Here is a 26,945-nt window from a genome sequence, read left to right as displayed (position 1 = left end):
CTTCCCTCCCGGCACCGGGCCGGTCCTCCGTGTCGGGCCGTGCTCCGGCCTGTGCCGCAGGCCGAGTCCCGGCCGACGGCGCGGTCCGAGGCCCAGCCCGGGGTCGGGGCCGGGGTCGGCGTCGCGGTGCGGCCCCGGTCGGAGCCGCGGGACGGCCCCCGGCCCGTGGGTCGCGTCGGGCCCGCGACTCCGCTCCTGACCCCGCCCCGTCCCCGTCCCCGTCCTCGTCCCCGCTCCCGCTCCCGCTCCCGCTCCCGCCCCCGACCGAGGCCCCGATGCTCTCCGCCGACTCCCTGCCCTCCTCCCTGCCCCCCTCCCGGCTCCCTTCCCGGACCCCCGTGGCTCTGGCCCTGCGCCTCTGTCTGCACGGGCTGTTCGCCGGGCTGCTTGCGCTTGCCCTGGTGCGGGCCGTGGCCGACGGGGCGGCCCAGGGCGGTGCCGTCGTGGGAGTCGTGCTCGGCATGGGGGCCGTCTACGCGGCGGGCACGCTCAGCCCGGCCGTGGCGCGGTCGCAGCGCGCGGCGGCCGTGTGGCTCGCGGTGCTCGGCGTGTGCTGGGCGGCGCTGCTCGTCCTGTCGCCGGACGGGCTGTGGACGGCCTTCCCCCTCTACTTCCTGCAGCTGCATCTGCTGCCCTTGCGCTGGGCCCTGCCCGCGGTCGGGCTGACCGCCGCTGCCGCCATCGCCAGCTTCGTGCTGCACGGCTCTCCGATGTCCCCCGGCAGCTTCATCGGGCCGCTGCTCGGCGCGGCCATGGCCATCGCCACGGTTCTTGGGTACGAGGCGCTGTACCGGGAGAGCGAGCGGCGCCGCCAGCTGATCGACGAGCTCATGGCCACCCGGGCCGAGCTCGCCGCCGCCGAGCGGACCGCGGGCACCCTCGCCGAGCGCGAGCGCCTCGCCCGCGAGATCCACGACACGCTCGCGCAGGGGCTCTCCTCCATCCAGCTCCTGCTGCGCGCCGCGCAACGCGCGCTGCCCGTGGGATCGCCCGCCGCGCCGCACATCGAGCAGGCTCGTGCCGCCGCACAGGACAACCTCGCGGAGGCACGGCGTTTCGTGCGGGCCCTCAGCCCGCCGGACCTGGAGCACGGCTCGCTGGCCGGAGCGCTGGAGCGGCTCTCCGCGTCCGCGTCCGCCGCATCCGGCTCGCCCGGCTCGGACGTCCACGTCCAGTTCACGGTGAGCGGCACACCCACCGAGCTGCCGACGCCGTACGAAGTCGCGCTGCTCCGCACCGCTCAGTCCGCCCTCGCGAACACGGTCCGGCACGCGGGCGCGGGGCGCGCCGAGATCACGCTCAGCTTCATGGACACGTCGGTGTCCCTGGACGTCGTCGACGACGGGCGTGGCTTCGATCCGGCGTCCGCGCCCCGGGGGAGCGGGGCGGGCGGCGACGACGGGGGCTTCGGGCTGCCCGCGATGCGGGCGCGGGCCCGGTCGCTCGGCGGGACGCTGAGCGTGGAGTCGGCGCCGGGGCAGGGGACGGCCGTCGCGGTCACGCTGCCGCTTCCGACGGCAGCTGTTCCGAGGGCAGGAGTTCCGACCGCAGCCGTTCCGACCGCAGGTGTTCCGGCAGGGACTGTTCCGTCGGGAGCCGGTCCGACGGAGGCCGCGTTGTGAGCGCCGAAGTGCCGGAGCCCATCCGGCTGCTCCTCGCCGACGACCACCCGGTCGTGCGCGCCGGGCTGCGTGCGGTGCTCGACACCGAGCCCGACTTCGCCGTGGTGGCCGAGGCGGCGACGGCGGAGGCCGCGGTGTCACTCGCCGCGACCGGCGGCTTCGACGTCGTCCTGATGGATCTTCAGTTCGGGGCGGGGATGCACGGGGCGCAGGCCACGGCCGCGATCACCGCCGTGGCGGGGGCGCCGCGGGTGCTCGTCCTGACGACGTACGACACGGACGCCGACATCCTCGCCGCGGTCGAGGCGGGCGCGGCGGGCTATCTCCTCAAGGACGCGCCGCCGGAGGAGCTCGCCGCGGCGGTGCGGACCGCGGCCGCGGGGCAGTCCGCGCTCGCGCCGGCGATCGCGCATCGGCTGATGGACCGGATGCGGGCGCCCGGGGAGGCCTTGACCGGGCGGGAGTTGGAGGTGCTGCGGCTGGTGCGGGAGGGTCTTTCCAACCAGGAGGTCAGCAAGCGGCTCTTCCTGAGCCAGGCCACCGTGAAGTCCCATCTGGTGCACATCTACGCGAAGCTGGGGGTCGATTCGCGCACGGCGGCGGTGGCCGTGGCCACGGCGCGTGGGCTGATCCGGGGCGGCACGCACCGTTGATCACCGGCTTCACCGGCTTCACCGGCTTCACGGGCGTCGCCAGCGTCGCCGAGTTCGTTCTCGAACGCCGGACGGGCTGAAGATCCCCCCGACCGGGGATCTTCAGCCCGTCCGTGGCTGAGAGGGGGGAGCCCGTTACGCCGCAGGCCCCGAACTGGCCAGCGCGGCCGACAACTCCACCGCCACCTCCTGCAGCACCGGAACGATCTTCTCCACCGCGGCCTCCGTCACGCGGCCCGCCGGGCCGGAGATCGAAATGGCCGCCGCCGTGGGGGAGTTCGGGACCGAGACCGCCAGGCAGCGCACCCCGATCTCCTGTTCGTTGTCGTCGACCGCGAAGCCCGCCTTGCGGACCTCCTCCAGCGCTTCGAGGAAACCCTCGGGCGTGGTGATCGTCTTCTCCGTGGCCGCGGGCATCCCGGTGCGGGAGAGCAGGGCCCGTACTTCCTCCGGCGGCGTGTGGGCGAGGAGTGCCTTGCCGACGCCCGTGGAGTGCGGGAGGACCCGGCGGCCCACCTCGGTGAACATCCGCATGGAGTGCTTGGACGGCACCTGCGCGACGTACACGATCTCGTCGCCGTCGAGCAGCGCCATGTTCGCCGTCTCGCCGGTCTCCTCGACCAGGCGCGCGAGGTAGGGGCGCGCCCAGGTGCCGAGGAGGCGCGAGGCCGATTCGCCGAGGCGGATCAGGCGCGGGCCCAGGGAGTAGCGGCGGTTGGGCTGCTGGCGTACGTAGCCGCAGGCGACCAGCGTGCGCATCAGACGGTGGATCGTGGGGAGCGGAAGGCCGCTGCTGGCGGAGAGCTCGCTCAGGCCGACCTCGCCTCCGGCGTCCGCCATCCGTTCGAGGAGGTCGAAGGCGCGCTCAAGGGACTGGACACCACCGCTGGCAGCGGGCGGCTTGGAGGCGGCGACTTCGGTGGAGGCGTCGCTGGCGCTTGACGTCGGCACGGCGCAGTCCTTTCGGGGCTGACGGGCAAGGCAGCAGCCTACCGGGCGGTTCCTCGCGGGGGCCCTGACCGGCCCTGGCGTCTTTGCCGGTCAGGGGTGGTCGGGGACCGGTCGGGGAGCCTTTGTCCGCTTCTCCGCCGTCACGTCTGGTGATCGTTTGACGGCCCGGTTGTGCATAGCTACGTTCTGGCCTGCGGAATTCTAATTCCACTTTGTGGAAACGTCCAGAGTGCATCAGGTGGCCTCTTGACGGTTCGGGGTCGGCCGTGAAGACTCATTCAACAGAACGTTGAATTCCGTTTAGCGGAATCGAATGGTCTGTGTAGCGGAAAAGAACGAATCAAGAAGGCAACAACGAAGAGAGGGCGTTGAGGACGTGGACGTAGAACTGGTGCTGCGCTCGACCCGCGTGATCACCCCGCAGGGAACCCGCGCCGCGTCGGTCACGGTCTCCGGGGGGAAGATCGCGGCCGTGCTCGCGCACGACGCCGACGTACCGGCCGGGGCCAGGATCGAGGACCTCGGTGACGACGTCCTGCTGCCCGGGATCGTCGACACGCACGTCCATGTGAACGACCCGGGCCGCACGGAGTGGGAGGGCTTCTGGACCGCCACCCGTGCCGCCGCCGCCGGTGGCATCACCACCCTCGTCGACATGCCGCTCAACTCCCTGCCGCCGACCACCACGGTCGACAACCTGCGGACGAAGCAGGACGTCGCCCGTACCAAGGCGCACATCGACATCGGCTTCTGGGGCGGCGCCCTGCCCGACAACGTCGGCGACCTCAAGCCCCTGCACGACGCCGGTGTCTACGGCTTCAAGTGCTTCCTCTCGCCGTCGGGCGTCGACGAGTTCCCGCACCTCGACCAGGACCGGCTCGCCACCTCCATGGCGGAGATCGCGGGCTTCGGGGGACTGCTCATCGTGCACGCCGAGGACCCGCACGAGCTGGACGCCGCCCCGCACAAGAGCGGCCCCAAGTACACGGACTACCTGGACACCCGGCCGCGCGTCTCCGAGGACGTCGCGATCGAGGGCCTCATCGGGCTCGCCAAGCGGCTCGGCGCCCGTGTCCACGTACTGCACCTGTCGTCGTCGGACGCGCTGCCCCTGATCGCCGCCGCCAAGCGCGAGGGCGTCAAGCTCACCGTCGAGACCTGCCCGCACTACCTCACGCTCACCGCCGAGGAAGTCCCGGACGGCGCGAGCGAGTTCAAGTGCTGCCCGCCCATCCGCGAGGCCGCCAACCAGGACCTGCTCTGGGACGCGCTGGCCGACGGCACCATCGACTGCATCGTGACGGACCACTCGCCGTCCACCGCAGACCTCAAGACCGACGACTTCGCGACCGCGTGGGGCGGCATCTCCGGGCTCCAGCTCAGCCTCCCCGCGATCTGGACCGAGGCCCGCAAGCGCGGCCACAGCCTCGAGGACGTGGTGCGCTGGATGTCGACGCGCACCTCCGAACTGGTCGGACTCGACCAGAAGGGCGCCATCGAGGCCGGCCGCGACGCCGACTTCGCGGTCCTCGCGCCCGACGAGACCTTCACCGTGGACCCCGCGGAGCTGCAGCACCGGAACCGAGTCACGGCGTACGCGGGCAAGACCCTCAGCGGCGTCGTGAAGTCCACCTGGCTGCGCGGCGAACGCATCCTGCACGGCGGCGAGTTCAGCGAACCCGCAGGCCGACTTCTGGAAAGGAAGAACTGATCACTGTGACGGCGATACCGAGCTTCACCGGCGACGCGAGCCCCTACGGCGGCGGCGACCCGTACGCGGACTACCGCACCGCCGACTTCCCCTTCACCCAGTACGCGAACCTCGCGGACCGGCAGCTCGGCGCGGGCGTGATCGCCGCCAACGACGAGTTCTTCGCGATGCGCGAGAATCTGCTCCTGGCGCACGACGCCGTCTTCGACCCGGAGCACTTCGGGCACAAGGGCAAGGTCATGGACGGCTGGGAGACCCGCCGCCGCCGTGGCGTCTCGGGCGAGCACCCGTGGCCCACCGCCGACGACCACGACTGGGCGCTCGTACGCCTCGGCGCCCCCGGCGTCGTCCGCGGCATCGTCATCGACACCGCCCACTTCCGTGGCAACTACCCGCAGGCCGTCTCGGTCCAGGGCGCCAGCGTCGAGGGCTCGCCGACCCCCGAGGAGCTCCTCGCGGACGATGTGAAGTGGACGACTCTCGTGCCCCGCACGGCAGTCGGCGGCCACGCGGCCAACGGCTTCGCGGTCGACGTCGAGCAGCGCTTCACGCACCTGCGCGTCAACCAGCACCCGGACGGCGGCATCGCGCGCCTGCGGGTGTACGGCGAGGTCGTCGCCGACCCCAAGTGGCTCGCCACGCTCGGCACGTTCGACGTGCTCGCCCTGGAGAACGGCGGCCAGGTCGAGGACGCGTCCGACCGCTTCTACTCCCCGGCCACCAACACCATCCAGCCGGGCCGCTCCCGCAAGATGGACGACGGCTGGGAGACTCGCCGCCGTCGCGACAACGGCAACGACTGGATCCGCTACCAGCTCGTCGCCCAGTCCGAGATCCGCGCCGTCGAGATCGACACGGCGTACCTCAAGGGCAACTCGGCGGGCTGGGCCGCGCTTTCGGTACGGGACGGCGAGAGTGGCGAGTGGGTCGAGGCGCTGCCCCGCACCCGCCTGCAGCCCGACACCAACCACCGCTTCGTCCTGGACGCCCCGGTCGTCGGCACGCACGTGCGCATCGACATCTTCCCGGACGGCGGCATCTCCCGCCTGCACCTCTTCGGTTCGCTCACCGAGGCGGGCGCGAGCCGTCTGACGGCACGTCACCAGGAGCTCGGCGGCTGAACATCGGCCGCTGAAGCCCACTGAAGAACGTGGGGCGCACCGGGTGGACAGCCCCGGTGCGCCCCATCACCATGCGCGCGGTACCGCGCCCCGCAAGCGGAGCGATCAGGCCCCGTAGCCGCCGTCCACCACCAGCTCCGCGCCCGTGATGAACGCCGCGTCGTCTCCCGCGAGATAGGCGACGAGTGAGGCCACCTCGTCCGCCGAGCCGAATCGGGCGAGCGCCGTCGCCGCCTTCTGGGGCTCGGCGTACGGCCCGTCGGCCGGGTTCATGTCCGTGTCGATCGAGCCCGGGTGCACCACGTTCACGGTGATGCCCCGCCCCGCGAGCTCACGGGCCAGCGGCTTCGTCATGCCGACGAGCGCCGCCTTGCTCAGCGCGTACAGCGTCGCACCGGGACCACCCGCGAACCGCGCGAGTCCCGATCCGGTGGAGATGATGCGGCCCCCGTCGGCCAGCCTCCCGGCCGCTGCCTGCGAGGCCAGGAAGACCGAACGTACGTTGACGGCGAGCACCCGGTCGACGTCCGAGAGCGCCAAGTCCCCGATGGGGCCGAGGACTCCGATGCCCGCGTTGTTCACCAGGATGTCCAGGCGGCCCAGGTCGTCCGCCGCGCGCTCCACCGCGCCCGCCGCGTCCCCGGGGTCGGCCGCGTCGGCCCTGATGGCGAAACCGCGGCGGCCCGCCGACTCGATCTTGGCGACGACCTCATGAGCGGCGGCCTCGCCGTTGACGTACGTGATGGCCACATCGGCACCGTTCTGTGCGAGCCGCAGCGCGATCGCCGCGCCTATGCCGCGGCTGCCGCCGGTCACCAGAGCCGTCCTGCCGGTCAGAGAAGACATGTTCGTGAACCTCATTCGCGTGGTTATGTTCCGCAATGCGGTGAGAAGTGCTTGTGGGTTCAATGAAAGCGGGCGGCGCGTGCCGTGGCTGGCGGGAAATGGACACCGAAGCCACTGCCGCCGCACGGGCTGCACGGGACCGCACGGACCGCACGGTGAGACGGCCGCCGCCGTCCCTTCCCGGCGTGATCTCCGCCGGATACGGTGATCGACCCACGTGAGAGCCGCCGAAGTCTCCACACCGCCGCATCCGTTGGAGACCGCGCCCCGTGTCGACGCTCGCCGCCCCCGCCGCGCCCGCAGTGCGCCGCGCCTGGCTCACCGATCTGCCCGTCCTGCTCGTCGCCGTGGTCTGGGGCGCCAGTTACCTGGCGGCGAAGGGCATCACGACGACGCACACGGTCGTCGCCGTCCTGGTCCTTCGGTTCGCCGTCGTGCTGCCCGCGCTCGTGGTGGCCGGATGGCGCGGCCTGCGCGCGCTGACGGCGCCGCAGTGGCGCGGGGCGGGAGCGCTCGGACTGATCCTGAGCGGGATCTTCCTCCTGGAGACGTACGGCGTCGTCCACACCTCGGCGACCAACGCGGGCCTCATCATCAGCCTCACCATGATCTTCACCCCGCTCGCCGAGGCCGCGGTGACGCGGAAGAGGCCGCCGCGCGCCTTCCTGGCGGCGGCCGGGCTCTCCGTGCTCGGCGTGGTCCTGCTGACCCAGGGCGGCGGCTTCACGCGGCCCTCGACGGGTGACGGTCTGATCCTCCTTGCGGCGCTGGCGCGCACCGTGCACGTCCTGGCGATGTCGCGGATCAAGGCCGTCCGGGCCGCCGGGGAAGCTGACGCGCTCTCGCTCACCACCGTCCAACTGGGCTCCGCCGTGGCCGTGTTCGCGGTGCTCGCCGCAGCGGGCACGGGGGCGTCGCCCTGGTCCGTCGCCGCGGGCTTCGGCGCGCGCGAGTGGGCCGGACTGCTCTTCCTCTCCGTGTTCTGCACGCTCTTCGCGTTCTTCGTGCAGATGTGGGCGGTGCGCAGGACGTCTCCCTCGCGGGTGAGCCTGCTGCTCGGCACGGAGCCGTTGTGGGCTGCCGCGGTGGGGATCGCGCTGGGCGGGGAACGGCTGGGTGTGGTGGGTCTGGTGGGAGGTGTGCTGGTTCTGGTGGGGACCAGCTGGGGGCGCAGGGTGCGGTGATACCTTCCGTGGTCGATCAAGCAGGGGGAGACCATGAACGAGTACTTCGAGCAGGAATTCGCCGCGGGCGCGCAGAAGCGCCGCGTCTGGGGCGGCGCGCTGCTCCTCGCGGCGTGCGTCATCTGGATCGTGCTCGCGTACCAGCTGATGGCGCCGTTCAGCGACGGGGACGACTCGTACTCCAACAGCCGCAAGTGCCAGTCGATGCTGTTCTACGAGGGTGACGACCCGACCTGGGCCGAGGCCACGTGGGACGACTGCCGTGCGGAGCGCAGGTGGCCCGAGATGCTGGGCTGGCTGGGGCTCTCGGTGCCGCTGTCGGTGGGCGGCGCGGTGCTCTACACCAGTGGGTCCACCAGTCTGCGGATGCGCGAGTACATGGCGGAGCACCGCATCGCCGCGGCGAAGGCCGCGGCCGACAAGGACTGACGGCGGCCAACCGGTGGCGCTTGGTTAACTCCCGGAAAATTCACTGCACTTGACGTTGACACGACAACCTCTACGCGCGTCACACTGGTCGCATGCGAATCCCCCCACGAATCGTGAGCGTCACTGCCCTCGCCGCCGCCCTGCTCATCGGCGGCCCCGTCGCCGCCTCCGCGAGCGCGCCGCCGGACAGCCATTCCCCCGTGTCGACGGCGTACTCCATCACCGCCGTCGGCGACATCTGCTACTCCGCGCTGCCCTCCCAGGCGCACGACACCCTGGACCTGATCGAGGCGGGCGGCCCCTACCCGTATCCGCAGGACGACACCGTCTTCCAGAACAGGGAAGGCATCCTGCCCTCGCAGGGCTCCGGCTACTACCACGAGTACACCGTGGTGACGCCGGGCTCACCCGACCGCGGTGCGCGCCGCATCGTGACCGGTGAGAAGAACCAGGAGGACTACTACACCGCCGACCACTACGAGTCCTTCGACCTGGTCGACTACGCCTGCTGACACACGGTCCCAGCGGGCCGACGGGCCGGCGGGCCGGCGGGCTGGCGGGCTGGCGGGCTGGCGGGCTAGCGGGCCTTCCGGCTCTCCGCGACGGCGAACAGCGCGAGCGCGAGCACGATCAGCGTGACGCCCGCGTAGATCTCGTAGCCGTCGAGGAACCCGATCCGCTGCACGACGCCCCAGCCGCGCAGCCGGCCGGTCAGCTCGTGCACCAGGGCGGCCACGCCCTGGATCAGGAGAAGGACGCCGAAGACCTCAAGTACCTGCTTCATACCGAAGAGCCTCGCCCCGTGGACCCCCCACGCACATCGCCCACGGGGTGAGGCCTCTTCCTCCTGGCCCCCTCCGAAAGTCTGCGCGTGCGCGACTTTGGTAGACGATCACGTCCGGACGGCGCCCGATGCCCCCGACAGTGCGTAGATTTGTCGACCATGAGCGGCAGTGAGCCCCCGGCGGTCCCCTCGGCGCCCTCGGCCCCCCTGGCCAGGCGCCCCTGGGCGCTGCCCTCGGCCGTCGCCGCGGAGTTCGACCCGGACCGCGCGACGACGAAGGGCAAGGGCAAGGGCACGGGCAGGCGCAGGCCCCGGCGGACCGTGCGCGACTGGCTGGTCGACTTCGCCTGCTTTTTCGTCGCCGTCGCCATCGGCATGGTGGGCGCGGACGCGGTCGGCAACAACCCGCACGTCTCGCCCGGCTTCGCCGAGGCCGACCAGCTGATCGGCGCGCTCGCCTGCGCCGCCGTCTGGCTGCGCAGGCGCTGGCCGGTCGCCCTTGCCATCGCCATGGTGCCGGTCAGCGTGCTCTCGGACACCGCGGGCGGCGCGGCCGCGGTGGCCCTGTTCACCCTCGCTGTGCACCGGCCCTTCCGGTACGTCGGCTGGATCGGCGGGGTCTCGATCGCCGTGGTGCCGTTCATCTACTGGCTGCGGCCCGACGCCGACCTGCCGTACCTCGTCGTCGTCATCCTCGGCGGGCTGCTCAGCGCCTCCGTCATCGGCTGGGGCATGTTCGTGCGCTCCCGCCGCCAGCTCCTGCTGAGCCTGCGCGACCGCGCGATCCGCGCCGAGAACGAGGCGGCGCTCCGTGCCGAACAGGCCCAGCGCCTGGCCCGCGAGTCCATCGCGCGCGAGATGCACGACGTGCTCGCCCACCGCCTCACCCTGCTCAGCGTGCACGCGGGCGCCCTGGAGTTCCGCCCGGACGCGCCCCGCGAGGAGGTCGTCCGCGCGGCCGGGGTCATCCGGGAAAGCGCGCACGAAGCGCTGCAGGACCTGCGCGAGGTGATCGGCGTCCTGCGCGGCAGCGGCAACGGCGACGGTGAGGCGTCCGGCCGCCCGCAGCCGACCCTCGCCGCCCTGGAGACCCTGGTCGCCGAGTCCCGCGACGCGGGCATGAAGGTCGCACTCGACCACCGCGTCACCGACCCCGAGGCCGTGCCCGCCGCCGTCGGCCGCACCGCCTACCGCATCGCCCAGGAGGGCCTGACCAACGCCCGCAAGCACGCCCCGGGCGCCGAGGTGACCGTCCTGGTGTCCGGAGCGCCCGGTGAAGGCCTCACCCTGTCGGTACGGAACCCGCCGCCGCCCGGCGACGTGCCGAACGTCCCCGGTTCCGGCCAGGGGCTGATCGGCCTCACGGAGCGGGCCACGCTGGCCGGCGGCCGCATCGAGCACGGGGCCGCGGGGGACGGCGGCTTCCGGGTCGACGCGTGGCTGCCGTGGGACTCACCCTCCGGCCGGGGCGACGAGCTGTGAACGCAGGAGCGCGCCCACGGCCGCCGTCTCGTAGTTGAGAGAGAAGTGGCCGCCGGCAAACACCTTCAGGTCGAACCCCTGGGGCCCGGTGGTCGGCGCGGAGCGAGGGCAGGATCATCCGGCGTACGTCCGGGTCGGCGAGCAGCGCGCTGTGGGTTCCGGCGGGGCTCGCCCCTTCGCGCAGCAGACCGTCGTCGTCCCGCAGATGCACGCTCTCCTCGCGGAATCGGGAGGGGGCCCGGCGCCCCGAGGCGAAGAGCCTCAGCGGCACGGTGCCGTCGGAGGCGAGCCGCAGCGCCACCTCGAACGCCACGACCGCGCCCATACTGTGGCCGAAGAGCGCCAACGGCACGTCGGTCCAGGGCTTCAGGGCCTGATACGCCTGGTCGGCCAGGTCGGTGACGCTCTCCAGGGACTGCTCCGCGCTCCGGTCCTGGCGGCCCGGGTACTGCACCGCGAGGACGTCGACGTCCGGGGCGAGGAGCTGCGTGAGGCCGTGGAAGCAGCTGGCGGAACCGCCCGCGTGCGGGAAGCAGACCAGTCGGCACGGTGCCCCTGCTCCGCCGGCTTGAAGCGCCGTATCCAGTCGCTTGCCCGTCCACCGCTCACGGCGCACCGCCCTTTCCGGTCAGCGGGACTTCCCGCAGGTCGCTCAGGACGACCAACTGTGTCTCCGCCAGCATCCCGGCGAGGGCCTCCGGTGCGCTGCCCTCGTAACCGCACCCGGTCCACCGCGCCTCCCCGCCGCCCGGCGGATGGTGGAGCCCGGCAACGCCCCACCGCGCGACATGCCCGACCTCCAGGGCCATGGCGCCGCCCTCCCGCAGATGCGGGCAGTGCTCGGCGGCGACCGCCCAGCAGGAGCGGCAGGTGGGTGGCGTGCCGGTGGTGTGCAGGCGCTTGCGGCGGCTGCCGTACTCGGCGGCGGGCAGCAGCCACGGCAGGCGGCCGTCCTTCGGCGCCATCCGCTCGCCGCAGACCTGGCAGAGCGTGCGGAACATGCACTCCCGCTGGCGGCGGGCGTGCGTCTGGGAGAAGAGGGGGCGGCCCTCGCCGCGCGGACCGAGGTGGCGCATCCACAGGACGCCGTGGTCGTCGCGGTCCTCGGGCTCCTCGTGCGCGTAGCGGACGGCACCGCTGACCGGATCGACGCGCACCGGTTCCAGCCGGGACTCGCCCTCCCAGAGGGCGACCCAGGGCACCGCGGCGGCCGGGCTTGTCGGCCTTGACATGACGGAATCGGTCTCCTGTGGCTAGACGACGGGGGTGCTTGATCGCGGCGGTGCGAGCGGGTGGGTGCCCGGCTGGTCCGTGCGGTACGCCTCCGCCTGGAGGTTGTAGAGGTCGGCGTACAGGCCGTCGGACGCCATCAGCTCCTCGTGCGTGCCGCTCGCGGTGACCCGGCCGTCGGCCAGGACGTAGATGCGGTCCGCGTAGCGCACGTTGGCCAGGCGATGGGTGATCAGTACGACCGTGCGGTCCTCGGCGTGGCCGCCGATCGCGCGGAACAGCTCGTGCTCGGCCCGTGCGTCCAGGGCCGCGCTCGGCTCGTCGCAGATCAGCAGCCGTGCGTCGCGGTAGAAGCCGCGGGCGGCGGCCAGGCGCTGCCACTGCCCGCCGGACAGCTCGCGGCCGTTCGCGAAGCGCTTGTCCAGGAGCGTGTCGTAGGCCTGCGGGAGCCGGTCGATGAACTGGTCCGCGCCCGATTCGGCCGCCGCGCCGCGCGTCCGCCGTTCCTCGCCGCCGTCGCCCATCGCGATGTTCTCGCGGGCCGTGAGCGGCCAGTTGGTGGGGTTCTGCGCCACGACCGCGATGTGCTCCCACAGTTGGGAGCGGTCGGCGTCGGCGAGCGACGTGTCGTCCCAGAGCACCGCCCCGCTGTCCGGTGTGTACAGACCCGCGAGGATCTTGGCCAGGGTGGTCTTGCCCGAGCCGTTCTCCCCGACGAGGGCGATGACCTCACCCTTGGCGATCTCGATGGACGTACGCGAGAGGGCGGGCGTCGACGCGCCGGGATAGCTGAACGTCACGTCCCGCACGGTGATCCGCTCGAACGACGAGGGCGCCGCGCGTTTCTCGGACAGGGTGAGGACCCGCTCGGCCTCGGTGCAGAAGTCGAGGTAGTCGCAGAAGTAGAGGCCTTCGGTGTAGAGCCTGTTCATCTCCTGCACCAGCAGGTGCAGGGACTCCTTGCCGCTGCGGATGGCCAGCACCGCCGCGCCCGCGACCTCCAGCGGGATCGCGCCGACGCCGAGCAGCAGACCGAGCGCCGCATACGTCGCGCCGGTGGCCACCCCGCTCATGGCGTCGCCTGCCAGGCGCACCCCGGTCTCCTTGCGGGCGAGGTCGATCTGCACGTCGCGCTCGACCGTGGCCACCCGGTCGTACTGCCGCAGCAGGAAGTCCCGCATGGTGAACGACCGCACGTCGGCGGCCGACCGGCGGTCCGTCATCAGCTCGAACATGATCCATTTGCGGCGGCGGCTCGCGATCAGGTCCCACAGCGCGCGATAGCGCATCCGGGCCGAGCGCACGGCCGCCCACCAGTCGGGCGCGGCCGTGATGAGCAGCAGGGGGAGCAGTACCGGGTGCAGTACGCCCAGCGTGACGGCGACGGCGGCGAGCCCGACCAGGTTGCTGAACACCTCAAGGGTGGCGCGGGCGGTGACGGGCGCGTTCGCCGTTCCGCGCTCACGGGCCCGCTGCAGGCTGTCGTGGAACCGCGCGTCGTCGTACGACGCCAGGTCCACCTCTGTGGTCAGCTCGATGAGCCGCAGCTCGACCGCCCGCTCGATGCGGGGGATGAGCCGGGCCTGGGCCCACGCGGCCGCCGCCTGGAACCCGGACCGCAGCGCGAGGGCGAGCGCCACGAGCAGCAGCGAGGGAAGCGCGTCGCGCACCCGGTCCGGGGTGGGGCCCTCGGTGAACAGGGACTGCATCACCGAGGTCGTGGCCAGCAGGCCGAGTGAGAGGAAGCCGCCCGACACGGCGTTGAGGACGATGGCCGCCGACGTGTCGAACCGGCTGGTCCGCCAGGCGAGCCGGAGCACGTGCCCGATCAGCGCGGGCAGGCCGCTTGCCATGGCCCAGAACCCCGCGGAGAAGAGGTTCGCCTCGTTCATCTCCCAGGGTTCCTTGGCGAGTTCCGGGGTGCTGGGCGCGGTGGCGTCCCGCGCACCCTGCTGTCCGGCGTTCCGTCCGCTCCGGTCGGAGCGGCGCGACAGCCTGATCCGCATGCTTCTCCCTTCCTGCCGTGGTGTGAACTCCCGTTGTCTACGGCGGTCTACGGCGGTCTACGGCGCTGAAACCCGCCGGGCGAGCCAGTCGTCGATGAGCGCGCTCTCCCGTGCGGCGGGCAGGGAACCCGCCTCCGCCTCGCCCCCCGCGGTGTCGCGCAGCTCGGCCCAGGTGTCCTCGACCGTCTCGCCCAGCGGCCGGCAGGAGAGGCCCGCGGCGTACGCGGCGCCCGCGTCCACCGTCCAGAGGTGGTCGAAGCCAGGGGTGTCGTGCGGCGTCCACAGCGGCAGGTCGAGCCAGGGGCGCACCCCGGCGGCGGTCAGAAAGCGGTCGTCGGCCCACACCGGTTCGGCGCCCGCCCCGGTGACGGCCATGCAGGCGTCCATGAGCCCGCCCCGCGTCGAACACCCCACCGGGCCCGCGGCGTTGAGGCTTCCGGTCCTGCCCTCCCGCGCGCAGGCGAGCAGCCAGGACGCCACATCGCGGCAGTCGAGCAGCTGCACCGGATCACCGGGGTCGCCGCCCATGAGGACCCGGCCCCCGCGGGCGGCCCGGAGCAGCCAGCCGCGCACCGGACCGGCGTCGTCGTGCGGCCCGGTGATGATGCCGGGCCGCACGACAAGGGCCCGGTCGCCGAAGGCCGCGCGCACCGCCCGCTCGCAGCCCGCCTTCAGCGTCCCGTACCCGGTGTCCTCCATTCCCGCCCCCAACGGGCACTCCCGCGGCTCCAGTTCGTCGGACGCGGGCTCGGCGGGCCAGGGCAGCGCGGCGAGCGAAGAGACGTACAGATACGTACCCGCCCGGTCGGCGACGAGCCGCGCCGACCGGGCGACGGACGCGGGGACATGGCCGCTGGTGTCGATCACGGCGTCCCAGCGGCCGGAGGCGAGCGCGGCCAGGCCGTCCACGGCCTCCCGGTCGCCGCGCAGCGCCTCGGCCGCCGGATGGTCGGCCCCGGTCAGACCCCGGTTGAACGTGGTGACGTGCCAGCCGCCGAGCACGGCACGCTCGACGATGTGGCGGCCCAGGAAACCCGTGCCGCCGAGCACCAGGAGCCTCACGCGGGGGCCTGCGGGGCGCTCGCCCCGGACGACGGGCCGCCGGACACCGGACCGCCGGAGACTCCGTGCACGCCGTCGTCCGGGCTGCCGATCATGGCCAGCTCCCGCATCCTGGCGATGACCGGGGCCATCTTCGGGTCGCGCACGGCCTTCTCCACCCACCGCTCGTCGTAGCGGGGGTAGGCCGTCGTGTCGTAGGCGGCGTCCGGGTCGACCGAGCCCGCGCTGTGGAAGAAGCGACTGAACGCCGTCTCCTCCTCGTCGGTCGTCGGCTCGTTGGCGTAACTCACCGACCACTGGAGGCGGTCGACGCCGTTGATGCTGGCGTGCCACACCTGCCAGTCGAAGACGATGACGTCGCCGCGCCGGGTCTCGGCCACGTCGAGCGGCAGCTCCGACACCTGCTTGCGGACGGCCTTCTCGCCCCACTCGTCCGCCCAGATGCCGTACGTCTTCTTCCACACGTCGGAGGCGGCCGAGAAGTCGGCGTGGTGGGATCCGGGCAGGAAGCGCAGCGCGCCGGTGTCCGCGGTGAGCGGCTCCAGGTAGACCGCGAAGGTGACCCCGTGCATGCCTGGCATGCAGTCGCGGTGCAGCGGCGTCTGCGTGAACAGCAGGATGCTCTCCGCGAAGGTGGGCAGCGCGCGGGCCCCGACCAGGTCGTCGGCGACGCCGTAGAACCGCTTGTCCTCCATCAGTTCGAGGCTGAGCGGGGTCCGTTCCGTGCTCATCATCGGCAGCAGGTACGAGGGCAGCCCCTGGCCCTCGGGCCGTTCGCCCGCCAGATAGCCGAAGGCGTCGGCGTGGCACCGCTCGACCTCGGCGGAGAGCCGGGTCATCTCGTCCTCGTCGAGGAGCTGCGGCAGGACGAGATAGCCGAACGTGTGGAAGAAGTCGATCTGTTCCTTCGTCAGATACCGCTGGCTGTCCGTTCCTTGCTGGTCGTTCGTCATTCCGAGAACCTCCTTCGCGCCTGTGCCACCCGGGCACGTGCATCGGTGGATTCGCCGGCGTGCTCCTCATCGGCACGCCGCCACGCCTCCCACGCCGTCTGCTCGGGCGTGGTGAAGCCCGCGTTCTGCCGCCGGTCGAACATCTCGTCCTCGCCGAAGAGGCGCAGCATCCGCCGGTCCCGTGTCCGGCGCGCGGTCGCGACGATCGCCCGGACGTTGGGTCCGGCGTAGGACTCGTCGTGGCGCATGGCCGAGGTGTTGTAGCCGATGCCGAGGAACTGGCGTCGGTCCTCGCTCACGCTGTGCGTGCCGGAGTGCAGCAGGTTGTGGTGGATGAGGACGACGTCCCCCGGCGTGGTGTGCAGCAGCACCTCGTCCTCGTGCGGCTCCTCCAGGCGGTCCTCGGGGATGTTCACCGGGGTGCGGTGGGAGCCGGGGATGACCCGCAGCGGGCCGTACTCGATGGTCATCTCCTGCAGGTACGCGAAGCAGATGACAAGGAGCGGCTTCATGTACGAGCCGTTCGGGAAGTACCCGAACCGGTCCCGGTGCCAGTGCACGGGCCGCCCCTTCGCCTCCGGGTCCTCGGCGTCGGCGCTGAACAGGACGGTGCTGTCCAGCTGCACGGCCGGGCCCATCACGGCCTCCGCCAGGTCCAGCAGGGCGGGGCGGGTGACGGCGCCGAGTGCCACCCGCGGGTTGCGCTCCACGAGATGGCCGACGATCAGCGGGGGATCCTCGCGGCCGTGCACGAACTGCCAGTCGTCGGCGCCCTCGTCGTACAGGCGCCGGAACGCGGCGACCTCGTCCGTGCCGAAGACCCCGGGCAGGACCACATAGCCGTCCTCGCGGAACGCCCGTACGCGGTCGGCCAGTTCGGTGTCGCTCATCGTGATGTCACCTCTGTGCGGTCGGGTCGCTGTTCCAGGGCGTCCAGGGCCTTGCGCCAGAACGCGTAGATCTTCCGCTCACGGCTGGGGCCGATGCCGCACACCCGGTTGACGTGCATGTGGATCAGGCTGGCGAGGATCTCCCGCGGGTCCTGCCAGAGCGATCCCTCGCGGTGCAGCTCGGTCAATTCCTTCGCGGTGTCGGCGAGTTGGGTGTATGGCTCGGTCATGGCGAGCAGGACGCGGCGCTGCGGGTCGTCGGCGGGCCGCCGCCAGGGGCGCAGCAGCTCGCAGAGTTCGGAGCGGTGCGGCTTGAACGCCTCGCTGAACTCGTCCTTGTCGGAGCGGGCCCGGATGAAGGCGAGCCGCTCGTCGAAGCCGAGCCCCCAGGCCTGTGCGAGGCGGTCCAGGCAGTACGCGGTCGTCACCGCCGGGTCCAGGCGCAGCGCCCCGGCCTGCCGCGCGGCGAGCACGGCCTGGGCGGTCTCGCTGTCGGTCCCGAAGGCCCGCTCCATGGCGGTCATGGCCGCCGGGCCGCCGTACCGCCACACCTCGGGGAAGTACGTGTCGAAGCCGAACTTCCAGGCGAGCCCGGAGCGCACCAGCTCGCCCGCCCACGCGGCGGTCCTCGCCAGGAGTTCCCCGCCGCGCTGCGCGTCGGTGGCCAACAGCCGCACCCGCAGGTGCGGTTCGGGGTCGGCGAAGCGCATGAAGAACCAGTCGGCGAGCAGCCCGTCGGAGCGCAGCGCCGCCACGAACGGTGCGAGCGGCCCCGCGACGGCCTCGTCCTGCCGCTTGGCGGACGTGTAGAGCTTGAGGTACACCCAGTCGTCGCCGGGCAGCCTGCGCAGCTGCTCGGCGGCCGGCGGACGCGCCGGATGACGCGCGAGCCGTACCGGCAGCGGCTCGTCCGCACCGGGGCGCGGCGGCGTATCGGCCCGCGCGCGCCGCGTCACCGGCACGACGACCTCCGACGTGTACGCCCTGCCCCCGGTGTCCCGCAGCCAGTGGTCGCCGTGGCCGGGCAGCGCCTCCTGCACGGCGAGGCGGCCGGGGGCCTTGGTCTTGCGCAGCGCGGTGATCAGTTCGGCCACGCACATGGGGTGCCGCAGATCGAGCAGCAGCCGGTTGTCGAACTCGACCAGGTGGACCCAGCGGGGCACCCGCCAGCGCGCACGCCACTCCTGGACGCCCCGGAACCAGCGGGTGCTGTCGTCCCCGGGGCCCGTGGGAGTCACCGAGCCGTGCTGGAGGATCCACTGCGCCGGGCTGATGACGACCTTGCCCCGCACCAGGCGCGGCAGGAACGGCGCGCTCTTGTACGGGCCCCAGTGGAAGGCCGCGAGCAGCGGATGCCTGTCCTGCCCGATCTCCAGGAGGAACCGGCAGACGTTGGGCGCCTGGAGATCGGTCAGGAGATGGCTCTGCCCGACCACGACCTCCTTGCCGAGGCGCTGCGAACAGACGTAGAAGTGGCCGTCGTGCACGCCCACCATCAGGTCGGAGAGGGCGATCGTGCGGTCGTCGGGGACCGAGGCCGAAGCGTTCACCACGATCTCGTGGTCGCGCAGTTCCGGGTGGACGACGACGTTGGCGGCCCGCCGTACCAGGGGCAGATAGCTCAGCTCGGCGAAGACGGCGTCCGGCCGCGCGGCCTCCTCCAGGCGCGCGCAGTGCCGCAGCGCCCCGGTCACCCCCGGCGGCAGCACATCGGTGAACCGGCCGAACGTGCGGCCGCCGTCCGCGAGCGGCGTCGGGCAGAGCACCGCCCGCCAGTCGTCCCCCTCCAGCGCCTCGGCGTCGGCTGCCTGCAACTGCAGGTACACGTCGAGGACTTCGGGGGACCGCGGTCCGGTCTCCGGTCGCCAGGTGGAGAGTGTGTCGAGGAGGTCGTCGGTGAGCTCGACCTCCTGGGCGCCGGTGCGCAGCGCCTCGGACACCAGGCCGCACAGGGCGACGTCGCGGTGCGGGTTCAGGGGGGCGGGCGGTGCCTGGCGCGGGGGGTCGGGGAGCGGCTCGGTGTAGGTCGCGGGTGGTCCGAGGCCGGACTCGGTGCCGAGGAGTTCGAGCAGCGGGACCTGCGCGTCCTCGCCGTAGCGCTGCGCGAAGTCGTCGTGGTAGCCGCGCAGATGCTGGAAGCCGTTGGGGAAGAGCCCGAGGCGCAGAAGCGTGTCGGCGGCGTCGGCCGCGGCGTCCCCGACACCGTGCGGGAGACGGTCGCCCACGGTGTTGAGTGCCATGTCGACCTGGAAGGGCGGTGCGCTCGACTCGTGGATCCCGCTCTGGTGGTGGTGCAGCTCGGCGAAGAGGCGCTCGCGCTCGGCGGGCTCGGCGAGGTGCGTGCGCCCGGCGAGGTCGAGGGCGGTGCCGAGCGCGGCACGCAGGGGCGCGGTGCTGGGGCCGTCCGGCAGCAGCTCGGCGAACGTCTCGGCCGCCCGGGGGTCGCTCAGCGCGGGCCGCAGGTCACTCATCAGGAACCTGTTGGCCCACAACTTCCGCAGCAGCGCGTCGATCTGTGCCTCGCTCGCCTGCGGCAGATCGCGGACCAGACCGGCACGGAGATCCGCGTACGGCAGCGGGCTTCCGGCCCGGCGCAGCACCTCCAGGACGACCGAGGTGGCGCGCAGCGTGATGGAGCGTGTGTCGCGCGTGCCGTAGATGTCGGCGACCGGCAGGACCAGACGGTCCCCGGCGACATGGGCCGTGGGGTTGGCGACGACGCCGAGGAGGTCCGGCGAACCGGCGTCGCGCTCGACCTGTTCCACGAGCGCCATCAGCCAGTTCATGTCGGGCCTTGTCCGGACGGTCCCGGTCACGGGCAGGCCCAGCCGCAGCGCGGCCCCGGCCGCACCCGTCTCCTCCCGCGCGGTGTCCGTGAAGCGGCCGGCGGCGACGCCCGCGAAGAGGCCGAAGGGCGTGGCGCGGGTGCTCATCCGCGTCAGATAGCGCAGCAGGCTCCGGTAGGTGCGCTCGGTCCGCCGCTCCGAAGTACCGTCCGCGTCAAGGGAGTCCACGGCGGCGAGCAGCGGCGGGCTCGCGACCGCGAGCGCCTGCCTGACCTCCGCGTCGGACGCGTACTTGCGCAGCAGCGCCCGGGTCCGGTTGCCCGCGTCGCGCAGGGCCGGCTCCAGGTCCGCGCCCCCCGGGCCCTCGGGTACGTCGTCGGCGGGTGCCGTCAGCAGGTCGAAGGAGCCCATGGGCAGTGCGGGCGCGCGCAGCAGGAAGAAGCCCGCGGGTTCATAGGTGGCACCGGACCCGGAGGGGGACGGGGGAGGAGGTGTGCCCTTGTCGTGCCGGCTCATGGGTACGTGATTCCTGCCTTTCGGTCTACATGGGTCCACCGCGCCGCCCGCCCGGTCACGACATCAGCAGCGCCCGGTCCCAGGACGGGGCGACCGGGGTGGCCGCGGCGAGCAGGGCCAGCGCCACGCCGGCGGCGCCGGTGAGGAACCCCGGGTCGTCGACGAACACGCCGGGCTGCTCCTCGTCGCGGAAGCACAGGGGTGCCTCGGGGTCGAAGAGGCCGAGGATCTGCTCGGTCAGGACGGGAATGTGCTCCTGGATCAGGGAGTTGGGGGCGTCCGGCCCAGGGGAGCCGGGCTCCTCCTGGGCCAGCCGCAGGCACACCGTCAACAGCCCCGCCACGCCGTGGCAGAGCGACGGCGAGGGGATGTGCCGCTCGGCGGCCGGGCGGCGCAGCACGCTCTGAACGGCCTCGACGGCGAGCCGCCTCGGCTCGGGCGCGTCCAGGGCGTGCCCCGCGTGCCACAGCGCCATGGCGATGCCCGGCGCGCCGTAGCACCAGCCCGCACGTGACGGCGGCCTGTCGATGGCCGCGCCCCGCCCCGGCGGGTCGTGCAGGCCCATGTGGTTGGGCCAGTTGACGCCCCACGGATCTTGTACGCGGTGGTCCACGAGCCAGTCCGTCAGCGCCCGCACGGCCTGGAGCTGGCCGGGGACGCGGTACCCCGCACGGCAGGCGAGCGCGAGGGCGGCCAGCGGTCCCGCGGCGCCGTGGGCGGTCCCGAGGTCGAAGTAGCCCTGCGGGCACTCCTCCAGGAGCGCGGGGTCGACGGCGTCGGCGGGGGAGAGCAGCCGCCCGGTGCCGTTCCCCCCGGCGTCGGCGACACCGGTCAGGTAGCGGATCAGGAGCTCGGTCGCCTCCTGGCTCGCCGCGTCCTCGGCGCCGGTGGCGAGGAGCGCGCCGAGGACACCGGAGGCGCCGGTGACGACGTCGTACAGATGATCCTTCGTGTACGTCCCGCGGGGTTCGGCATCCTTCAACGCCCATGGCCCTGCCGTCACTTGACCCAGGAGCGCGGCGTGCACCTTGCCCGCCGACGGCGCGTACCGCGGCTCGGTCTCGGCCGCCCCGGCGAGCACCAGGGCGAGGCCGCTCGTGCCGCCGTACAGACCCGGGCCGTGCAGCGGGCTCTGCGCGGTCGAGCGCGCGGAGAGCCCGAGGGCGGTGTGCAGGCGCTGCTCCCAGCCCTCGCCGGGCAGCGCGCGCGTGAGGTGCAGGAGCACCATGGCGATGCTTGGGAAACCGCAGGCCAGCGAGGGCCCCGCGAACTCGAACCGGTGGGAGCGGCGGGTGGCTTCGGCCGCCGCGGCGTGCACCCGCTCCTGGTCCGCGAGCCGCAGGCCGACGGCCCTCGCGCAGGCGATGGCCCGCTCCTGGAGGGCGCCGGACAGTGCCGGCCGCCACGAGGGGACGGCCGGGCTACCGGTGTCATCGGGGCTCTGCTGGACCGTAGGGGGGTGTGCGCGCGACGGCGATGGCATGGGCATCCTTACGTGCGGTCGGTGCCAGAGCTGGGACGAGCCGCTGATGGACCGCGGCACGTCCCAGCCGCCGGTCTCCGTCGAGCGGAGTCATTCCGGCGGGAGCAAACGGTCGCTCCCGGTGCGGCTGCTAGTTCCAGTACTCGGTGGGCATGTTCTGCATGAGCTCACCGGAGCAGCACTTGGTCCAGCGACAGCTGTAGCGGTGGGTGCACCACCAGGCCATCGGGTCGGTGTCCTCCGCTCCGGCCTCCGGGACGTCGACCCGGATATCCAGATCGAATTCGTCCAGGGGTATGTCGATCAATTGCTGGGTTGTCATCGGTTGAGCCTCCAAGTCGATTGAGGCAGGACGGTCAGTGACGCTAGAGACCCCGCTCAAAGGCCGAAACCCCTATGTTGAACAAGGGGATGCCCCTATTCCGAAGGGGGTTCTACTGGGGTAGCCAGGGCGCGGGGCGCCTGTCAGCCTCATCGCCATGCGCGGATTCCGGTTTTCCTTCAACATCTGCCAGGCGGATTCCCGAGAAGCCTTCGCCCAGAAGTGCCGGGAAAGTGAGGAGTACGGCTATGACGTAGTTCTGGCGGCCGATCACCTGGGAATGCTGGCGCCTTTCCCCGCTCTGGTCGCCGCCGCGGACGCCACCGAGCGGCTGCGCGTCGGCACGCTGGTCCTGAACACCTCGTTCTGGAATCCGGCGCTGCTCTCCCGCGAGATCCTGAGCACCGACCTGCTGACCGGCGGCCGTCTGGAAGTGGGCCTCGGCGCGAGCCACATGCGCTGGCAGTTCGACGAGGCCGGCATCCCCTGGGACCCGATCGGCGTCCGTGCCGAGCGGCTGGAGACCACCGTCACCGAGCTGGAACGGCACTTCACGACGGAGGTCGGCGCGCCGCCCGAGGCGCGTGGCGAGTCACGTGCCGTGCAGCGACGCGGATTCCACCGCACGGGGCCGCCGCTGCTCATCGGCGGTGTCGGCGACCGGGTGCTGCGCATCGCAGCCGAACACGCCGACATCGTCAGCATCTCCGGCGTCCATCAACTGCCCGGGAAACCCGCGGGAGCATGCCGCCTCGGGTCCGCGGCGGAGGCCGCCGACCGCGTGCGCTTCGTCCAGGAACACTCGGGAGACCGGCTCCCCGACCTGGAGTGGCACATGCTGGCGCACGCAGTGGAGGTGACCAACGACCGGCGTGCCACGGCGGAGAAGCTGCTGACCCAGCTCGGCATGGGCATCAGCGTCGAGGACGCCCTGGAGACCCCCTACCTGCTCATCGGCACCGTCGAAGAGATCGCCGAACAGCTGGTGACCAACCGCGAGAAGTACGGCTTCTCCTACATCACGGTCCACCAGCCCTACATCGAGACGTTCGCCCCCATCATCGAGAAATTGCGGGGCAGTTGACCGGTCGTTCCCCCTGCGGCCGGCGTGCCCGCGGCGCCTTCCGTCCGGTTCCCCCACCGGACGGAAGGCGCCGTTCCATGCTGCCTCCCATGCCGCTGCCACTCCGCTCAGGCGTGAATCCGCCGATGGTACTGTCGCGGGTGCAAATGCCCCTCTTGAGTGTGGAAATGGGACGTACATGACCGAGACGCGGCAGCCCTGGCTGAAGCGGCCGTCCTCCCTGATCCTGCTGATCGGCGCGGCCCTCCTTGCCGCCTGGATGACGACGGTCATCGTCTCGATCGCCAGTGAGGAGCCGGACGGCGAAGCCACGCTGGACGGACTGAGCTCCGCGGTGCGACAGGCCCTGACCGACCGCGACGACGGGGAGTTCGGCCGTCTCGTCGACTCCGACAGCGCGGGCGACGACTACGCCAAGAACTACGTGGACCGCCTCGGCGACGCCGATCCGCGCCGGATCCGCGCCACCGTGTCCCAGGGCGGCGGGGCCCCGGTGATCACCGTCACCGCGGACGCCCGTGGCAAGGGCACGGTGTGCACCGCGTGGTCCGCTGTCCGCAGCGACGACCGCTGGGTCCTGGACGCCGCGCCGCCCGTGGGGAGCCAGAAGGAGTGCGGCGCGGACGCCGCGGGCTGAGCGCCGCGCACCGCGGGGTCGTACGTAGGCGTCGGCAGATGGCGGGGTCGCTCCTCCTCGTCCAGGCCGTGGAACAGGGCGGTCGGTGAAGGTCGCCAACCAGCCGTCGTGGCGCCGGAGTTCGGTGTGGTCGGCGACGTCGAGACCGACGTCCGGGCCGCGCCCGAGCATGAGGTCCGGTGCCCCCGGCCGATCGCCTCGGGCGAGGAGTCGACGCCGGTGACCCGGTACCCCCGTGAGGCGCGGAACGCGGCGTCCTCGCCGGATCCGCAGCCCGCGTCGAGGACTTCACTGCGGACGGTGCCCTCGCGGTCCCGCTCCACCACGGCGGGCTGCATCACGCCGATGTCCCACGGAGCCCGCTCGCCGGACGCGGCTCTCCCGTCATCAGGGCGTGCGTCCAGGAGTTCGCCCTGCCGGAAGGAGTCACCCGCGGCGGTCGGCGCCCGCCGCTCGCTCTCCAGGTGTAGCGGCACTCGTAGGGGGTGCTGTTCCGACCCCTACCGCGGGCCCGGACGCACGCCGGCCGCAGGCCGGCCCCGCACCGGACCGCAGGCGTGATCGGCCGCCCGGGATCTCGTTACTGTGGGCCCATGAACCCCATCCGCGTGCTTCTCGTCGACGACGACCCGCTGGTCCGCGCAGGCCTGTCCTTCATGATGGGCGGCGCGGACGACATCGAGATCGTCGGCGAGGCGGCGGACGGCTCCTACGTCGCCCCGCTGATCGCCGAGCTGCGCCCCGACGTCGTCCTGATGGACATCCGCATGCCCACGGTGGACGGCCTCGCGGCGACGGAGGCCCTGCGCAAGCGCCCGGACGCCCCCGAGGTCATCGTCCTCACCACTTTCCACGCCGACGAGCAGGTCCTGCGGGCCCTGCGGGCCGGGGCGGCCGGGTTCGTCCTCAAGGACACCCCGCCCGCCGAGATCGTCGCGGCGGTACGCGCGGTCGCCGCGGGGGAGCCGGTGCTGTCCCCCTCCGTGACGCAGCAGTTGATCACCCAGGTGACCGAGGTGGACCCCCAACAGGGCCGCCGCGAGCGGGCGTTGGAGCGGCTCGCGCTGCTGGGGGAGCGGGAGCGGGAAGTGGCGGTCGCGGTCGGCAGGGGCGCCTCGAACGCGGACATCGCGGCGGAGCTCTACCTGAGCGTGGCCACCGTCAAGGCCCACGTTTCCCGCGTCCTGACGAAGCTGGACCTCAACAACCGCGTGCAGATCGCGCTGTTGGCGCATGACGCGGGGCTGCTCGACGGCGTGGAGTAGCCCCCGGGAGCCAGGGGATCAGCGCCCGGCGATCTCCTCAAGGCGCACCAACCGCCTTTCCCGCCGGGACAGTTCGCACGCCTCCGCGATCCGCAGCGCCTCAAGCGCCTCCCGGCCGTCGCAGGGGTTCGGCCGTTCTCCCCGTACGACGTCCACGAACGCCGCTAGCTCCGCCTCGTACGCGGGCGTGAACCGTTCGAGGAAGCCGGGCCACGGCTTGTCGGGCGGCGGCGGTCCCGAGGGTTCCACGGACGACAGGGGCATGCGGTCGTCGAAGCCGACCGCGATCTGGTCGTCCTCCCCCGCCAGTTCCATCCGTACGTCATAGCCCGCGCCGTTGCACCGCGTGGCCGTCGCCGTGGCGAGTGTGCCGTCGTCGAGGGTGAGGACCGCCGCGGCCGTGTCGACGTCGTCCGCCTCGCGGAACATCGCGGGCCCGGCGTCCGACCCGGTCGCGTACACCTCGGTCACCTCACGGCCCGTCACCCAGCGCAGCATGTCGAAGTCGTGGACCAGGCAGTCGCGGTAGAGGCCGCCGGAGAGCGGGAGATACGCGGCCGGCGGCGGCGCCGGGTCCGAGGTCATCGCGCGGACCGTGTGCAGCCGCCCGAGCCGCCCCGACCGCACGGCCTCGCGTGCCGCCTCGTACCCCGCGTCGAACCGCCGCTGGAAGCCCAGCTGGAGCACCGTGCCCGCGGACTCGACCTCCTGGAGCGCGGCGAGCGTGCCGGGCAGGTCGAGGGCGATGGGCTTCTCGCAGAAGACCGGAAGTCCCGCCCGCGCCGCCTTGCCGATCAGCTCGGCGTGCGCGGAGGTCGCCGCGGTGATCACCACCGCGTCCACGGCACCCGACCGGCCGAGCCCCGTGAAGACGTCGTCCACCGAGGCCGCGGAGGCCGCGCCGATCCGCGCCGCGAGCCCGGCCGCCCGGCCGGTGTCCGCGTCGGCGACGACCAGCGCCTCCACCTCGGGATGCCGCTGAAGAGCCGCAGAGTGAAATGTGCCGATACGGCCCGTTCCGATCAGTCCGATGCGCATGGACCCACCCTCGCGACGCCCCGCGATCCTGTCAATCCTTTGTCCGGACAACAGAACTTCCGAACTTCCCGTCATCATTCCCTGCGACTACGCTCACAGCGTGTCCAAATCAGCCGCCAAACCAGCCGTGGACCCCACCGTCTCCCTCCAGCTCGGCGTCGACCGCAGCAGCCCGGTCCCGCTGTACTTCCAGCTGTCCCAGCAGCTGGAGGCGGCGATCGAGCGCGGCGCCCTGACCCCGGGCACCCTGCTCGGCAACGAGATCGAGCTGGCGGGGCGCCTCGGCCTGTCCCGGCCGACCGTCCGCCAGGCCATCCAGTCGCTCGTCGACAAGGGGCTGCTCGTGCGCCGCAGGGGCATCGGCACCCAGGTCGTGCACAGCCAGGTCAAGCGCCCCCTCGAACTCAGCAGCCTCTACGACGACCTGGAGGCGGCGGGCCAGCGCCCCGAGACCCGCGTCCTGCGCAACACCGTCGAGCCCGCGTCCGCCGAGGTGGCCGCAGCCCTCGGGGTCGCGGAGGGCGACGAGGTGCACCTGGTCGAGCGGCTCCGCCTGGCCCACGGCGAGCCCATGGCGTACCTGCGCAACCACATCCCGTCGGGGCTGCTCGACCTCGACACCCCACGCCTGGAGGCCACCGGCCTCTACCGCCTGATGCGCGCCGCGGGCATCACCCTGCACAGCGCGCGCCAGTCCGTGGGCGCCCGCGCCGCCACCGCCGGCGAGGGCGAGCGGCTCGGCGAGCCCGTGGGGGCCCCGCTGCTCACGATGCAGCGCACGACCTTCGACGACACCGGCCGCGCGGTCGAGTTCGGCTCGCACATCTACCGGGCCTCGCGCTACTCCTTCGAGTTCCAGCTCCTCGTACGGCCGTAGGTCCCAAGTCGCT

The 26,945-nt window shown here is 72.5% G+C and carries 24 protein-coding genes and 2 pseudogenes; 12 read left to right on the top strand and 14 right to left on the bottom strand.

What is annotated here, in order from left to right:
* Positions 1-275 precede the first annotated feature (275 nt).
* Positions 276-1,622: a sensor histidine kinase gene (locus tag ABZ833_RS11965; RefSeq protein ID WP_361044530.1), complete on the top strand. Its 1,347-nt coding sequence runs from the start codon at positions 276-278 to the stop codon at positions 1,620-1,622.
* Positions 1,623-1,630: 8 nt separating this feature from the next.
* On the top strand, positions 1,631-2,275 hold the full coding sequence (locus ABZ833_RS11960) for a response regulator transcription factor (protein ID WP_361044843.1): 645 nt from the start codon (positions 1,631-1,633) through the stop codon (positions 2,273-2,275).
* Positions 2,276-2,410: 135 nt separating this feature from the next.
* Here ABZ833_RS11960 and ABZ833_RS11955 read toward each other — a convergent pair whose 3' ends face one another.
* Positions 2,411-3,226: an IclR family transcriptional regulator gene (locus ABZ833_RS11955; RefSeq protein ID WP_361044528.1), complete on the bottom strand. Its 816-nt coding sequence runs from the start codon at positions 3,224-3,226 to the stop codon at positions 2,411-2,413.
* A 376-nt stretch (positions 3,227-3,602) separates the two neighbouring features.
* On the opposite strand from ABZ833_RS11955, the gene allB reads away from it, so the two are divergent.
* Positions 3,603-4,937 (top strand): allantoinase AllB, encoded by a 1,335-nt coding sequence (gene allB / locus ABZ833_RS11950; protein ID WP_361044526.1) that lies wholly within the window; start codon positions 3,603-3,605, stop codon positions 4,935-4,937.
* A gap of 5 nt (positions 4,938-4,942) precedes the next feature.
* On the top strand, positions 4,943-6,058 hold the full coding sequence (gene alc, locus ABZ833_RS11945; RefSeq protein WP_361044523.1) for an allantoicase: 1,116 nt from the start codon (positions 4,943-4,945) through the stop codon (positions 6,056-6,058).
* Positions 6,059-6,163: 105 nt separating this feature from the next.
* On the opposite strand, the gene ABZ833_RS11940 is transcribed toward alc, so the two are convergent.
* Entirely contained in the window at positions 6,164-6,904 is a 741-nt protein-coding gene (locus tag ABZ833_RS11940) for an SDR family oxidoreductase (RefSeq protein WP_361044521.1), read from the bottom strand.
* Between the two features lie 269 nt (positions 6,905-7,173).
* Between ABZ833_RS11940 and ABZ833_RS11935 the strand changes: the two genes are divergently transcribed.
* The 3 genes from ABZ833_RS11935 (at position 7,174) to ABZ833_RS11925 (ending at position 9,029) form a co-directional block, all read left to right on the top strand.
* Positions 7,174-8,088, top strand: a complete 915-nt coding sequence (locus tag ABZ833_RS11935; RefSeq protein ID WP_361044518.1) for a DMT family transporter — start codon at positions 7,174-7,176, stop codon at positions 8,086-8,088.
* 33 nt (positions 8,089-8,121) lie between these two features.
* The gene (locus ABZ833_RS11930) at positions 8,122-8,517 is read left to right on the top strand and encodes a hypothetical protein (protein ID WP_361044515.1); all 396 of its coding nucleotides are present in this window, start codon (positions 8,122-8,124) and stop codon (positions 8,515-8,517) included.
* A 92-nt stretch (positions 8,518-8,609) separates the two neighbouring features.
* Entirely contained in the window at positions 8,610-9,029 is a 420-nt protein-coding gene (locus ABZ833_RS11925) for a ribonuclease domain-containing protein (protein WP_361044513.1), read from the top strand.
* Between the two features lie 65 nt (positions 9,030-9,094).
* Here the strand turns inward: ABZ833_RS11925 and ABZ833_RS11920 are convergent, their stop codons facing one another.
* Complete coding sequence (locus ABZ833_RS11920) at positions 9,095-9,301, bottom strand: hypothetical protein (RefSeq protein WP_361044511.1); 207 nt, start codon at positions 9,299-9,301, stop codon at positions 9,095-9,097.
* A 159-nt stretch (positions 9,302-9,460) separates the two neighbouring features.
* Between ABZ833_RS11920 and ABZ833_RS11915 the strand changes: the two genes are divergently transcribed.
* Positions 9,461-10,783 carry a histidine kinase gene (locus ABZ833_RS11915; protein WP_361044509.1) on the top strand — a complete coding sequence of 441 codons (1,323 nt, stop codon included), beginning with the start codon at positions 9,461-9,463 and terminating at the stop codon, positions 10,781-10,783.
* A gap of 142 nt (positions 10,784-10,925) precedes the next feature.
* Here the strand turns inward: ABZ833_RS11915 and ABZ833_RS11910 are convergent.
* From ABZ833_RS11910 to ABZ833_RS11870, 9 genes and pseudogenes are all read right to left on the bottom strand, one after another.
* A pseudogene (locus ABZ833_RS11910) lies at positions 10,926-11,399 on the bottom strand (alpha/beta fold hydrolase); the annotation flags it as partial.
* The gene (locus ABZ833_RS11905; protein ID WP_361044507.1) at positions 11,389-12,015 is read right to left on the bottom strand and encodes a hypothetical protein; all 627 of its coding nucleotides are present in this window, start codon (positions 12,013-12,015) and stop codon (positions 11,389-11,391) included. The pseudogene ABZ833_RS11910 and the gene ABZ833_RS11905, both read right to left, overlap by 11 nt.
* Positions 12,016-12,036: 21 nt before the next feature.
* Positions 12,037-14,019, bottom strand: coding sequence for an ABC transporter ATP-binding protein (locus ABZ833_RS11900; protein WP_361044504.1), 1,983 nt, complete (start codon positions 14,017-14,019; stop codon positions 12,037-12,039).
* 57 nt (positions 14,020-14,076) lie between these two features.
* Complete coding sequence (locus ABZ833_RS11895; protein WP_361044502.1) at positions 14,077-15,081, bottom strand: NAD-dependent epimerase/dehydratase family protein; 1,005 nt, start codon at positions 15,079-15,081, stop codon at positions 14,077-14,079.
* Positions 15,078-16,034, bottom strand: coding sequence for a phytanoyl-CoA dioxygenase family protein (locus ABZ833_RS11890; RefSeq protein ID WP_361044500.1), 957 nt, complete (start codon positions 16,032-16,034; stop codon positions 15,078-15,080). Before ABZ833_RS11890 ends, ABZ833_RS11895 begins: the two co-directional genes overlap by 4 nt.
* Positions 16,031-16,924 (bottom strand): phytanoyl-CoA dioxygenase family protein, encoded by an 894-nt coding sequence (locus ABZ833_RS11885; RefSeq protein WP_361044497.1) that lies wholly within the window; start codon positions 16,922-16,924, stop codon positions 16,031-16,033. Before ABZ833_RS11885 ends, ABZ833_RS11890 begins: the two co-directional genes overlap by 4 nt.
* A complete protein-coding gene (locus ABZ833_RS11880) occupies positions 16,921-20,226 on the bottom strand; it encodes a lantibiotic dehydratase (protein ID WP_361044494.1) in 3,306 nt (1,101 codons plus the stop codon). Before ABZ833_RS11880 ends, ABZ833_RS11885 begins: the two co-directional genes overlap by 4 nt.
* Positions 20,227-20,281: 55 nt before the next feature.
* Complete coding sequence (locus ABZ833_RS11875) at positions 20,282-21,709, bottom strand: lanthionine synthetase C family protein (RefSeq protein ID WP_361044492.1); 1,428 nt, start codon at positions 21,707-21,709, stop codon at positions 20,282-20,284.
* Between the two features lie 130 nt (positions 21,710-21,839).
* A complete protein-coding gene (locus tag ABZ833_RS11870; protein WP_361044490.1) occupies positions 21,840-22,031 on the bottom strand; it encodes an FDLD family class I lanthipeptide in 192 nt (63 codons plus the stop codon).
* Positions 22,032-22,188: 157 nt separating this feature from the next.
* Here ABZ833_RS11870 and ABZ833_RS11865 point away from each other — a divergent pair, with 157 nt between their 5' ends.
* Complete coding sequence (locus ABZ833_RS11865) at positions 22,189-23,115, top strand: LLM class F420-dependent oxidoreductase (protein WP_361044487.1); 927 nt, start codon at positions 22,189-22,191, stop codon at positions 23,113-23,115.
* 178 nt (positions 23,116-23,293) lie between these two features.
* Entirely contained in the window at positions 23,294-23,752 is a 459-nt protein-coding gene (locus ABZ833_RS11860) for a hypothetical protein (protein ID WP_361044861.1), read from the top strand.
* 185 nt (positions 23,753-23,937) lie between these two features.
* On the opposite strand, the pseudogene ABZ833_RS11855 reads toward ABZ833_RS11860, so the two are convergent.
* Positions 23,938-24,090 (bottom strand): annotated as a pseudogene (locus ABZ833_RS11855) (class I SAM-dependent methyltransferase); the annotation flags it as partial.
* 255 nt (positions 24,091-24,345) lie between these two features.
* Here ABZ833_RS11855 and ABZ833_RS11850 point away from each other — a divergent pair.
* Positions 24,346-25,017, top strand: coding sequence for a response regulator transcription factor (locus tag ABZ833_RS11850; protein ID WP_361044485.1), 672 nt, complete (start codon positions 24,346-24,348; stop codon positions 25,015-25,017).
* Between the two features lie 18 nt (positions 25,018-25,035).
* Here ABZ833_RS11850 and ABZ833_RS11845 read toward each other — a convergent pair whose 3' ends face one another.
* A complete protein-coding gene (locus ABZ833_RS11845; RefSeq protein ID WP_361044484.1) occupies positions 25,036-26,055 on the bottom strand; it encodes a Gfo/Idh/MocA family oxidoreductase in 1,020 nt (339 codons plus the stop codon).
* A gap of 127 nt (positions 26,056-26,182) precedes the next feature.
* Here ABZ833_RS11845 and ABZ833_RS11840 point away from each other — a divergent pair, with 127 nt between their 5' ends.
* Positions 26,183-26,932 carry a GntR family transcriptional regulator gene (locus ABZ833_RS11840; protein WP_361044840.1) on the top strand — a complete coding sequence of 250 codons (750 nt, stop codon included), beginning with the start codon at positions 26,183-26,185 and terminating at the stop codon, positions 26,930-26,932.
* The last annotated feature ends 13 nt before the right edge of the window (positions 26,933-26,945 follow it).

This window comes from Streptomyces sp. NPDC047525 (assembly GCF_040643025.1).
Classification (GTDB): Bacteria; Actinomycetota; Actinomycetes; order Streptomycetales; family Streptomycetaceae; genus Streptomyces; species Streptomyces durmitorensis.
This window is presented reverse-complemented; position numbering and strand designations above follow the sequence as displayed.